The 12038-nt window shown below is 63.2% G+C and carries 10 protein-coding genes; 6 read left to right on the forward strand and 4 right to left on the reverse strand.

The window, feature by feature from the left end:
• Positions 1-15: 15 nt before the first annotated feature.
• On the reverse strand, positions 16-414 hold the full coding sequence (locus ACZ0AV_RS05855) for a DUF1090 domain-containing protein (protein ID WP_499150172.1): 399 nt from the start codon (positions 412-414) through the stop codon (positions 16-18).
• A gap of 206 nt (positions 415-620) precedes the next feature.
• Here ACZ0AV_RS05855 and ACZ0AV_RS05860 point away from each other — a divergent pair, with 206 nt between their 5' ends.
• Positions 621-1727, forward strand: a complete 1107-nt coding sequence (locus ACZ0AV_RS05860) for a Gfo/Idh/MocA family protein (protein ID WP_499150173.1) — start codon at positions 621-623, stop codon at positions 1725-1727.
• Positions 1728-1815: 88 nt separating this feature from the next.
• Here ACZ0AV_RS05860 and fabV read toward each other — a convergent pair whose 3' ends face one another.
• On the reverse strand, positions 1816-3021 hold the full coding sequence (gene fabV, locus ACZ0AV_RS05865; RefSeq protein WP_499150174.1) for an enoyl-ACP reductase FabV: 1206 nt from the start codon (positions 3019-3021) through the stop codon (positions 1816-1818).
• A 400-nt stretch (positions 3022-3421) separates the two neighbouring features.
• Here fabV and ACZ0AV_RS05870 point away from each other — a divergent pair, with 400 nt between their 5' ends.
• Both ACZ0AV_RS05870 and ACZ0AV_RS05875 read left to right on the forward strand, forming a co-directional pair.
• Entirely contained in the window at positions 3422-4867 is a 1446-nt protein-coding gene (locus ACZ0AV_RS05870) for a SulP family inorganic anion transporter (RefSeq protein WP_499150175.1), read from the forward strand.
• A 58-nt stretch (positions 4868-4925) separates the two neighbouring features.
• The gene (locus tag ACZ0AV_RS05875) at positions 4926-5273 is read left to right on the forward strand and encodes a hypothetical protein (RefSeq protein WP_499150176.1); all 348 of its coding nucleotides are present in this window, start codon (positions 4926-4928) and stop codon (positions 5271-5273) included.
• A 51-nt stretch (positions 5274-5324) separates the two neighbouring features.
• On the opposite strand, the gene ACZ0AV_RS05880 is transcribed toward ACZ0AV_RS05875, so the two are convergent.
• Positions 5325-5705 (reverse strand): winged helix-turn-helix transcriptional regulator, encoded by a 381-nt coding sequence (locus tag ACZ0AV_RS05880; RefSeq protein ID WP_499150177.1) that lies wholly within the window; start codon positions 5703-5705, stop codon positions 5325-5327.
• 85 nt (positions 5706-5790) lie between these two features.
• On the opposite strand from ACZ0AV_RS05880, the gene ACZ0AV_RS05885 reads away from it, so the two are divergent.
• Both ACZ0AV_RS05885 and ACZ0AV_RS05890 read left to right on the forward strand, forming a co-directional pair.
• A complete protein-coding gene (locus ACZ0AV_RS05885) occupies positions 5791-6852 on the forward strand; it encodes an SDR family oxidoreductase (protein ID WP_499150178.1) in 1062 nt (353 codons plus the stop codon).
• Between the two features lie 490 nt (positions 6853-7342).
• Positions 7343-8809, forward strand: coding sequence for an alanine/glycine:cation symporter family protein (locus tag ACZ0AV_RS05890; protein WP_499150179.1), 1467 nt, complete (start codon positions 7343-7345; stop codon positions 8807-8809).
• Between the two features lie 43 nt (positions 8810-8852).
• Here ACZ0AV_RS05890 and ACZ0AV_RS05895 read toward each other — a convergent pair whose 3' ends face one another.
• Positions 8853-10727: a sensor domain-containing phosphodiesterase gene (locus tag ACZ0AV_RS05895; protein ID WP_499150180.1), complete on the reverse strand. Its 1875-nt coding sequence runs from the start codon at positions 10725-10727 to the stop codon at positions 8853-8855.
• Positions 10728-11066: 339 nt separating this feature from the next.
• Here ACZ0AV_RS05895 and ACZ0AV_RS05900 point away from each other — a divergent pair, with 339 nt between their 5' ends.
• Positions 11067-11852 carry a substrate-binding periplasmic protein gene (locus ACZ0AV_RS05900; protein ID WP_499150181.1) on the forward strand — a complete coding sequence of 262 codons (786 nt, stop codon included), beginning with the start codon at positions 11067-11069 and terminating at the stop codon, positions 11850-11852.
• The last annotated feature ends 186 nt before the right edge of the window (positions 11853-12038 follow it).

Below are 12038 nucleotides of genomic sequence, written 5' to 3' on the forward strand. Positions count from 1 at the left end.
CTCCGCCCTGCTCGTTTATTGCAGCGGTTGCGCAGCACGCGGATTGAGTTGTGCCTCGATGTGCTGCAGCTCCTCGCGGGCCTCATCGAGTTTGCCCTGGCGCTTGGAAATCTTGCCCTGATCACCCTCCAGTTCCGCGTCGCGCAGGTCGGCCTCGCGCTCGCGTACTTCCTCGCGTGCCTCGCTGGCCTTGCTTTCCAGCTCCTGCAATAACTGCTTGTCGGTACAGGTGCTGCGCACCTTGTCGAGCGCGATCTTCAAACCGGCCACCTGGTCACTGCGGCTCTGGGCGTCGGCGCGCTGGATCTGCTGCTCGATATCTGCAGCCTTCGCCTCACAGCGTGGATTGGCCGTGGTGTCGGCCATCGCCGGCAGTACGGCGACGAGCAAAAGGCCGGAAACAAGGGCTTTCATTACCACTCTCCATAAACGACGAAACAACTGAGCCTGATTGGCGCGCATACAGACCGCAGAATGTCCGGATGATTTCCCCGTTGCTCCAAGGCAGCTGCTGTGGTGCATGCCGGCAGGCGCTTTTAGTGAACTTAAGGTGCTGCCACCTGCCGACTTACTGAGGGCCGAACAATGCAGTTCGGTGTTGCACACAGGAGTCGATCGATATGCCCAATGCTGAAGGCAAGGTTCGTTATGCAGTGGTCGGCGGTGGCTGGATTTCCCAGGGTGCGTTCATGCCCGGGGTTGGCCAGACCGATAACTCGGTGATCACCACGCTGGTGACCGGAGACCCGGTCAAGGCCGACGAGCTGGCTGCTTTGTATGACATCAAAAGCTACCGCTACGAAGACTTCCCCGCGCTGCTCGCCTCGGGCGAGATAGACGCCATCTACCTGGCGACCCCCAACTTTCGTCACCGCGAGTTCGCCGAGCCTGCGCTTGAAGCAGGCATCCACGTGCTGCTGGAAAAGCCAATGGCCACCAGCGAAGAGGACTGCAAAGCCATTACCGCTGCCGCAGAACGCTCCGGGGCCAAATTGATGATCGCCTATCGCCTGCACTTCGAACCGGGCACGGTCGAGATGATTCACCGCATTCGTGCCGGCGAGATCGGCGACCCACGCCTGTTCACCGCCACCTTCACGCAGACCGTCGACCCGGCCAACCATCGCATGCAAAGCGGTTTCTGGGCCGGCCCGGTGAGCGACATGGGTCCATACCCGATCAACGCGGTGCGCAATCTGTTCGATGACGAGCCGCTGGAGGTACGCGCGGTGGCCGTGCAAACGCCGGGCTGCGAGATCAATACGCCGGACACCGTGACGGTCATCCTGCGCTTTGCCGAAGAGCGAATGGCGGTGTTCACCGTCAGCTTCAGCCTGCCCAGCAGCGAGCGCCTGCAGATCATCGGCAGCAAGGGTGAATTCGAAGCCTCGCCCAGTTTCGGCTTTGGTGAAGGCACGGCGATCAGCTACCGCGCCACCATCGATGGCAAGACCAGCGAGCACGAGCATCCGGTGGTCGACCAGTTCGCCGGCGAAACCCAGTATTTCTCCGACTGTATTCTGCAGAACCGCGAGCCGGAGCCGGACGGCGATGAAGGCTGGCGCGACGTGCGCGTACTCGAAGCCATCGAGCGCGCGCTGCAGAGCGGCCAGCCGCAGCGCCTCGACCCACTGCCCAAGCGCCCCGGCGTGAGTGTGGAGCAGGCACGGCGCCTGCCGCTCGCCAAGGTGCCGCCCTACGTGAACACCAGCGAACCGGTGGGCTGACCGGCCGCGCGCATCACCTGGCAGATAACAAAAAGGGACACCACACACTCTGTGCGGCGTCCCTTTTTGGCATGACCTTGGCGGTCGCTTACAGCTGGACCACGTCGAACTCGACATCGGTGGCGACGTCAGCGTCGTAGTCCACGTCGCTGCGCTCGAAGCCGAACAGCTTGAGAAACTCGTGCTTGTAACCGGCGTAGTCGGTCATCTCGAACAGGTTCTCGGTGGTCACCTGCGGCCACAGGGCCTTGCAGGCGTCCTGCACGTCGTCACGCAGTTCCCAGTCGTCCAGACGCAGGCGACCTTCGCCATCGACCTCGGCGGGCTGGCCATCGGCGCGGTACAGGCGATCACGGAAGGTGCGGTTCAACTGCTCGATGGTACCTTCGTGCAGGCCCTTTTCCTTCATGATCCTGAAGACCATCGACAGGTACAGCGGCATCACCGGAATGGCCGCGCTGGCCTGGGTGACGACCGATTTCAGCACCGCCACGTTGGCGCCGCCGCCATTGGCCTGCAGGCGCTTGTCGAGGCGTACGGCGGTCTCGTCGAGGTCCTGTTTGGCCTTGCCCAGGGCGCCGTGCCAGTAGATCGGCCAGGTGATTTCGGTGCCGATGTAGCTGAACGCCGCGGTGCGCGCCTGCGGTGCCAGTGCACCCGCCTCTTCCAGCGCGTTGATCCACAGTTCCCAGTCCTGGCCGCCCATCACGGTGATGGTGTCGGCGATTTCCTGCTCGCTGGCCGGCTCGATGCTGGCCTCGATGATCACGTCTTTGTTGGTGTCGATGGCGGTGGACTTGTACGGCTGGCCGATCGGTTTGAGGGCCGAGCGGATCACTTCACCGGTCTGCGGCAGCTTGCGCACCGGCGACGCCAGCGAGTAGATCACCAGGTCGACCTGGCCGCCCATTTCGTTCTTGATCAGCTCGATGACCTTGGCACGCGCCTCGTCGGAGAAGGCGTCGCCATTGATCGACTTGCTGTACAGGCCTTCGGCCTTGGCGAACCTGTCGAACGCGGCGGAGTTGTACCAGCCCGCGGTGCCGGCCTTGGTCTCGGTGCCCGGCTTTTCGAAGAACACCCCCAGGGTGTCGGCGCCAAAGCCGAACGCGGCGGTGATGCGTGCGGCCAGGCCGTAGCCGCTGGAAGCACCGATCACCAGCACTTTTTTCGGACCGTCATTACGCACGCCCAGTTTGCGTGTCGCCTCGATCTGCTCGGCCACGTTGCGCTCGCAACCCAGCGGGTGGGTGGTGGTACAGATGAAGCCACGAACTTTAGGGTGAATAATCAACGCGTTTACCTCGTCATCGGGTGTGTGGGCAGGCGACAGTGTAATGTCGATTGGCCGCCGGAGAAAAAGGAGATTAGACCTATTGGTCGCTCCAAATGCCAGCCAGGCCACATTTAGTCGCCTGGTTGTTTTGTCGCAGGGTCTCGACGACGTTGTGAATGGCGCCATCCAGGTTCCCCGGTATCGCCTTGCTCAACCCAGGCTACGAGCGCATGGCGGTGGTCCGCAGCCCGGCGTAGAGCGCAGCGAAACCCGGGAATCTTTCCCCCAGCCATCCCCCCGCACTGGCCTTCGCCCACGCGATTCCTTACCATCGGCAGCCTTCCAACTCCACGGCCGCACAGGCCGAACCACGCCCCTGCTACGCAGGCGCGTCCGTCTTGCTTGATTCAGGTAACTCATGAAAATCGCCCGTCTGCGTGCCGATGTCCTGGCCGGCCTCACGTCTTCCTTCGCCCTGGTACCGGAGTGCATCGCCTTCGCGCTGGTCGCTCAGGTCAACCCGCTGATGGGGCTGTATGGTGCCTTCTTCATCTGCCTGATCACCGCCCTGTTCGGCGGCCGCCCGGGGATGATCTCCGGCGCAGCCGGCTCCATGGCGGTGGTGATCGTCGCGCTGGTAGTGCAGCACGGAGTTGAATACCTGCTCGCTACCGTATTGCTCGGCGGCCTGATCATGCTGGCGTTCGGGCTGTTACGACTGGGCAAGCTGGTGCGCATGGTGCCGCACCCGGTGATGCTCGGCTTCGTCAACGGCCTGGCCATCGTCATCGCCGCCGCCCAGCTGGAGCACTTCCAGCACGATGGGCACTGGATCGAAGGCAACGCGCTGTACCTGATGCTCGGCCTGGTGGCGCTGACCATGGCCATCGTCTACATTCTGCCGCGCCTGACTCGCGCCATCCCGCCAGCCCTGGCGGCAATTCTCGGTGTGGGTCTGCTGACCTATTTTCTGCAGCTGCCCACGCATACCCTGGGCGATATGGCGAAGATCGCTGGCGGCTTGCCAGAGTTGGCACTGCCGCAGATTCCGTGGAGCCTGGAGACCCTGTGGATCATCCTGCCCTACGCGGTGCTGATGGCCATGGTCGGGCTGCTGGAAACACTGCTGACCCTCAACCTCACCGATGAAATCACCGAAAGCCGCGGCCACCCGGACCGCGAGTGCGTGGCCCTGGGCGCCGCCAATATCGCCTCGGGCCTGTGTGGCGGCATGGGCGGCTGCGCGATGATCGGCCAGACCATGATCAACCTCAGCTCCGGCGGCCGCGGGCGGCTGTCCGGCATCGTCGCCGGGGTGATGATCCTGCTTTACGTGCTGTTCCTGTCGCCGCTGATCGAGCTGATTCCACTGGCCGCACTGGTCGGCGTGATGTTCGTGGTCGCCCAGCAGACCTTCGCCTGGGCCTCGCTGCGCGTGCTCGGCAAGGTGCCGATGAACGATGTGCTGGTGATCATCGCGGTCACCGTCATCACCGTGCTCACCGACCTGGCCACCGCGGTGCTGTGCGGCATCGTCATCGCGGCGCTGAACTTCGCCTGGCACCACGCCCGCGAGCTGTATGCCGACAGCCACATCGAAGCCGACGGCAGCAAACTCTACCTGCCCCACGGCACGCTGTTCTTCGCCTCCACAGCGCCGTTTCTCAACCTCTTCGACGCCGCCAATGACCCGGCCGAGGTCACCCTCGACTGCCGCCACCTGAGCTTCGTCGACTACTCGGCCATCGCCGCGCTGATGACCCTGCGCGAACGCTACAGCAAAGCCGGCAAGCACCTGCGGGTGATTCACCTGTCCGAGCGCTGCAAGCAACTGCTCAAGCGCGCGGGCATGCATCCGGCCTGATTCACGCGGGCGGAATCCGGCATTCCCCGTTGCAAGTCACTACAAGGAAGAGAGACGTATGAATAAATTGATCGCAGGGATAATCGTTGCCAGCCTCACAGGCTGCGTCTCGTCCTACCAGCCCGCGCAACCAGCACAGGTCATGTGGGAACCCACCAAGCAGGCGAAGACCGACGTCAGAACAGCGCTGAAGCAATGCGATTTCATCGATTACATGAGTGCTGGCGTGCAAAAGATCCATGAGCAGGCGCAGTGCATGCGTGACATGGGTTTCAAACCCAACCTTTCCAGCTACAACACCTACAACTGCTATGGCAACGCCCCTGCCGGCTGCATCGTTTATTGGCCACAAGGTATGGTTGAACCGCAGCCGGTGAAGGCCAGGACAGCGCCTGCCAGCAACTGAAACGTAGCGTTTTAAAGCATTACAGCGAAGCGCCGCGGCGCTCAAAAGAACTCAACGTCGGCGCGACGTCTGCCGCGGCTGCAAGGCGTCCAGCGCTGGCGCGTTCTCGCGGGCCCAGCTGTAGATCAGCTCGATGGGCTCGACCAGACGCTGGCCGAGTTCGGTGAGCGAATAGTCGACCGTAGGCGGCACGCTGTCGTGCACGTGCCGGTTGATCAGGCCACTGGATTCCAGTTCGCGTAGCGTCTGTACCAGCATCTTCTTGGAAATGCCGGGCAGGCTGCGGTGCAGCACGCCCGTGCGGGCGCTGCCGCCGTGGCGCGCGTGCAAGGTGTGCAGGATCATGCTCGTCCACTTGGTGGAAAACAGTTCCAGCACACGGCGCGGCGCGCAGTCTTCGCGCCACTCCTCTTCGGGTGTTCCGGTTTGCATCGGGGTGGTTACCTTTTGGTGCCGTCTTGGTTTGAGTCTTCAGCCTCGCTATGGTGCCAATGCTCTACCTGCAGAGGAATACCCCATGACACATCACGCACTGGTGGTTGGCGCGAGCGGCATCGTCGGCAGCGCCACCTCCCGCCTGCTGGCCGACCAGGGTTGGCAGGTCACCGGCCTGGCCCGCAAGCCCAAGGCCGCCGACAACATCACCCCGCTGGCCGCCGACCTGCTCGACCCGGCCTCGCTGGCAAGCGCGCTCGAAGGGCTGAAGCCCAGCCACGTGTACCTGACCACCTGGGCCCGCCAGGCCACCGAGGCGGAGAACATTCGCGTCAACTCGGCGATGATCCGCAACCTGCTCGACGCTCTGCGCGCGGCCGGTAGCGTCAAGCATGTCGCGCTGGTCACCGGGCTCAAGCACTACCTCGGCCCGTTCGAGGCCTATGGCAAGGGCAGCCTGCCGCAGACGCCGTTTCGCGAGGAGCAGGGCCGCCTGGACGTGGAGAACTTCTACTACGCCCAGGAAGACGAAGTGTTCGCCGCGGCCAAGCGCGATGGCTTCACCTGGAGCGTGCACCGCCCCCACACCATCACCGGTGTGGCAGTCGGCAACGCGATGAACATGGCGACCACCCTCGCCGTCTACGCCTCAATCTGCCGCGAAACCGGCCGGCCGTTCCGCTTCCCGGGTTCAGCCGTGCAGTGGAACAGCCTCACCGACATGACCGACGCGCGCCAGCTGGCCAAGCAGCTGCATTGGGCCTCGACCACTCCGGCAGCCACCAACCAGGCCTTCAATATCGTCAACGGTGACGTGTTCCGCTGGAGCTGGATGTGGCAACGCATCGCCGAGTGGTTCGGCATCGAAGCCGCTGCATTCGACGGTCAGCCTGCGCCGCTGGAACAGCAGATGGCCAACGACGCCGAAGTCTGGCGCACGCTCGCGGCCGAGCACGGCTTGGCCGAAGCCGACATCGACCGCCTGATCTCGCCATGGCACACCGACGCCGACCTTGGCCGGCCCATCGAAGTGGTCACCGACATGTCGAAGAGCCGCAAGCTCGGCTTTCTCGACTACCAGGCCAGTGACGAAGCGTTCTTCGCCGTATTCCAGCACCTGCGCGAAGCCAAACTGATTCCTTAGGCCAGTATGGCCAGGTGGGTTGAAGCATCGCATCCACGCGGTGCCCACTCACCTGGGCATGCCCTGTTAGCGGGTCCGTATCAAGCCGATACGACGCTATCGTCGTGGCAACATCCACGACCTTTTTAACTGTCCCTGACGCAGGCCTTACTGCAGCCGCGGCTACGCCGACCGATCGGTCCATGAGCTGCTCGGCAAAGTACGGCCCGCACCGCAGGCAGATAACCGATATCTCCCAGGTTTTAGCAGGGCCGGCAGCGTGGCTGCTTGCCCAGCAGATGTCATAGGAGCGCGACTGAGGGCGGATGTTTCGGTACTCGCACCGTTTCGTTTCCCTGAACCATCCTGCCCTTCCCCGCCCTAAGGATTACCGCTGCGGATAAGGAGAATGGGCCTACCGGCCTGCCGACGGCGGCGTCGGGTTTGGGAATCTGGGTGTATTGCCCTATCCTCGCGCCCCTTCGAATAAGACGACCAAAGGAAGACGCCCGTGTCTGCGTTGCTCGATGCCTTCTCCGGCCTGCTCTGGACCTACCTCGCCATTCCCTTGCTGCTGTTCAGCGGCGTGTACCTCACCTACAAATGCCGGGGGGTACAGCTGCGGATGATTCCCGAGATGTTCCGGGTGATTACCGAGCGTAACCGCGGCGACAAGCAGTCCATTTCTTCCTTCAAGGCCTTCACCATCTCCGCCGCGTCGCGGGTGGGTACCGGCAACATTGCCGGCGTCGCGACGGCGATTGCGCTGGGCGGCCCGGGGGCGGTGTTCTGGATGTGGGTGGTGGCCATGCTCGGTGGCGCCACGGCATTCGTGGAGTCCACCCTGGGGCAGCTGTACAAGTCCGACAAGCAATACCGCTACCACGGCGGCCCGGCCTATTACATCCAGCGGGCGCTGGGCTGGCGGTGGCTGGCAGTGCTGTTCGCAGTGATGATCAGCATCACCTACGGCCTGGTGTTCAACTCGGTGCAGGCCAACTCCATCGTCGATGCCATGCAGACATCCTTTGGCGGCGAAGGGGGTAGCGAGACATTGGCCTGGGGCATCGGCATCGTGCTCACGGCGCTGACCGCGGTGATCATCTTCGGTGGTGTGCAGACCATCTCCAAGGTATCGGTCACCGTGGTACCGGTGATGGCGGTGCTGTATCTGGGCATTGGCGCGCTAGTCATTATCATGAATATCGGCCGGGTGCCGGCCATGTTCGGCGAGATTTTCACCCACGCGTTCGGCATTCGCGAGATAGCCGGTGGCGGCATTGGCGCAGCGATCATGATGGGCATGCGCCGCGGCCTGTTTTCCAACGAGGCGGGCATGGGCTCGGTACCCAATGCCAGCGCCACGGCGTCGGTTTCCCACCCGGTCAAACAAGGCCTGGTGCAGACGCTCGGTGTGTACTTCGACACCATGGTGATCTGCACCATGACGGCAATCATCATCCTGCTCGCCGACCCCAGCCACGCCTACGGCGACGGGACGATGGGCGCCAGCCTCACGCAGTGGGCGCTGGCCGAGGAGCTCGGCAACTGGGCAATTCACTTTCTGACCTTTGCCATTCTGCTGTTCGCCTTCACCTCGGTGGTCGGCAACTACTACTACGGCGAGTCGAACATCCAGTACATGTTTGGCGGCAAGCTGTGGCTGCAACTGTTCCGGGTGCTGGTACTGGCGTTTGTGATGATCGGCTCGGTGGCCAAAGTGTCGGTGGTCTGGTCGATGGCCGATGTGTTCATGCCGTTGCTGGCGCTGACCAACCTGATCGCGATTCTGCCGCTCGCCGGCATCGTTGCCAGGTTGCTCAGCCATTACAACGCGCAACGTCGCCAGGGTGTGGAGCCGGTGTTCCACCGCGACGACATGCCGGACCTGAAGAACATCGAGTGCTGGGACGGCAGCGACACCACCACCTGCGCGCAAACCTACAGCGATTCGGCCAGCACGCCATCGAAGCGCTGACCGCGATTCGCGACACTGCCGATAACCGAGCGCTATTGTCGCCTCACCGATCCGCTTGCAGGCTGCGGCCATCAAGGCGCCAGGTCACCAGGCTGGTGCTGAACGGTGGTAGCGCATCGGCGATCGTCGACGCGTTGGTTTCTTCGCCACGCTGTGCCAGCCAGGCCACCGATGCCGTAACTTCCAGCGGCCGGGAAATGAAGAAGCCCTGGGCTTCCTGGCAGCCCGCGTCACGAATGGCCTGCAGCGTCTGCGCCGTCTCGATGCCTTCGGCGACGACGTGCAGCCCCAGCTCCTTGGCCAGGCAGATCAACGCACGAACGATAGCCCAGTCCTTCTGCCCCGGGCGCAGGTCGTCCATGAACGAGCGGTCGAGCTTTACCGTGTCGGCAGGGATTTCCCGCAGGTACGACCAGTTGCTGTAGCCGCTGCCGAAATCATCGATGGCGATGGTCACGCCATGGGCCTTGAGCCGCTCGAGCTGGCCAATGGCAGTGGAAAAATTGCCGATCAGCGCGCTTTCGGTGAACTCCACTTCCAAGCAATTGCCTGGCAGACCGTGGCAGGCCAACAGGCGGATGATTTCGTTGCCGAGGTGATCGTTGTTGAGGTCGGCCGCCGAGACGTTGATGGACACCTTGACGGCAAGGCCGCTGCGCCGCCATGCGTCGACCTGGCTGAGGGCCTGCTGAGCGACCCAAAAGCTGACGGCATGGATGAGTACGGTCTTTTCGGCCAGCGGGATGAACTCGGCCGGGCTTATTTCCCCCAGGATCGGGTGCCGCCAGCGCAATAGTGCTTCGACCGAGACGCAGGCGCCAGTGTGCAGGTCGACCCGCGGCTGGTACACCAGGCGCAACTGATCATCGGCCCGCACGGCATCGGCGAGGTCGTTGAGCAAGCGGCTGCTACGCTGTTGCGCGGCGTCCATCTGGTGGTCGTAATAGGCCCAGCCACGGCCGGCGGTGCGTGCTTCGTCGGCTGCGCAAACGATCAGGCGCATCCAGTCTGCCGGCAGCGTGTCGGCGCTCAGGCGCAGCACGCCGATGCCAATCTGCGGCAGCACGGGCAGCCCCTGGCAATGGAAGGGTTTGCCGAACGCCTCGACCAGCGTCGCGAACACCTGCTCGGCCTGCGCATGCTGGCTGGCTGGCACGGTGCAGGCGAAGCGCAGCGCGCTGATCTTGTAAAGCGACCAGCCCGCAGGCAGCAGTGCACGCAGGGTGTTCTTCACCGACAGGGTGAATGCGGCAAGGAATTGAAAGCCGAGCGACTTGAGCATGTCGTTCAGTTGTTCCGGCGAAACCAGTTCGACGGCGACCGCGAGCGGGCTGTCGCCTGCAGTCAGCGCGTCGCCGATGTCTTCGTCCAGCTTGGCGCGATTGGGCAACCCAGTGGTGGAGTCGGTGAACGCGGCGACGCGCATTTCGTTGAGACGGCTGACGGCCAGGCGGCCTATCTGAGTGAGCATGGCCATGTCTGCCATCGACATTGGCGGGCGCGGCACGGTATCGATCACACAGAGATTGCCGAGAATCACTCCCTCGTCGAGTGTCAGCGGCACGCCGGCGTAATAACGGATACCCGGTTCGCCAGTAACCAGCGGGTTGCAGCGAAAGCGCGCATCCTCGCGGGCATCGCAGACTTCCACGCTTTCACCGATGGCAACGCTGTAGGCGCAGAACGAATCGGTACGCGGCGTTTCCTGCAACTCGGTGCCGACGCGGGCGCGGAACCACTGGCGCTTGCGGTCGAGAATGGTGATCAGCGAGATAGGCGCCTTGAAGTAGGCGGCGGCCATTTTCACCACTTCATCGAGAAGCGGATCGGCATGATTGTCGAGGAGGCATGGATGCTCATCGAGCAGCGCTTGCCGGCTCAGCTCATTCATCGGAAGTGGAGGGTTGGGTGCCTGCATCGTTGTGTCTCGTCGTGTGCAAAAAACGGGTCCCGCAGGCTATTCAGTAGACGCCACGGGCGATGATAACGAAATGACATCATTACCCATAGTGGCGTTGTGCCAATCTGCACGACCGTTGGGCGGCTGGGAACCATACGCATCGTGAAGCCATGGCTGCGCCAACCCGTGTGGCGCTGGCCTGGCGTTTTTTTACCGGGGATGGTGCCCCGGACAAACCCGCGCAGCGGCCAGGCGAAACCCTGCAATCGACCAGGAGCGGATCGCAGTCGACATTAATCCACCACAGTGCTGGTTTACACTGACGCCTCTATCGAATCGGATGTTCACGAGGTTGCCATGAGGCATTGCCGGGTGCTCTCCAGCTGCTTTCTGCTGCTGGCGTTGTGGTGCAGCACGGCTGGGGCACAGCCGCTGCAGGGCGGCGGCACGCAGTGGCACCCGTACAGTTTCCAGGATACCGAAGGCCAGCCAAAAGGCATCGCCGTGGACATCGTGCGCACGGTGATGGAACGCAGCGGTCTGCAGATCGAGTTTGTCTTCTACCCGGCCAAGCGTCTCAACCTGCTGCTCGACGACGGCCACCTTGACCTCAACTACGCGGACTCGCCCCTTTGGAACACCACGGATGCAGGCAAGCGCTTCGTGTATTCGCGGCCCTACCTGCAGGTTCGTGAGTACCTGTATTTCCTGAGCGACCACCCCGCGCGTGCGCTGCCGCTCGACAAGCTGCAAGGGCTACGCATCGGCATCGTGCGCGGCTATGCCTACCCGCGTCTCGATGCGGCATTCAAGGCCGGCCGGCTGGTAAAGGTGGAGACCTCACGTGAGCCAGCCTTGCTGGATCTGCTGACACGTGGGCGGGTGGACGCCATCGCAGTGGTGGATGACGTGTTCACCGGCCTGCTCAGCGCCAGCCAACTGCAAACCCGGCTTTTCGCCCGCGGCTCGAAGCTCAGCGATGCCCCGCTGGTAATGAAGCTGCAACGCCGATACGCCGATAAGCTGCCGCAATTGAACGCAGCCCTGAAAGCGATGATTCGCAGTGGTGAGGTCGAGCGTATTCGTCGCAGCTATCTGGCCCTTCCGACCACCAAAGCCGGCAGCCCGCCCCCTAATCGCTGAGCGGTATCGAGCCCATCACGGAATCGTTGCACCCGCCCTTTCGGGCTTGGTCAGCCGGCGCAGTGCTGGCGGATGGTGAGGCGCGGTGTTCCTGGCCACATCCGCCGGTTGCGCGGCGCGTGGCCGCCCTGCCCGACCACCCGCACGCGCCTTGCGGGTGTTGAGCGACCCAAAAGGCGGTTGGCG

The sequence above is a fragment of the Pseudomonas sp. AC532 genome (assembly GCF_979258965.1).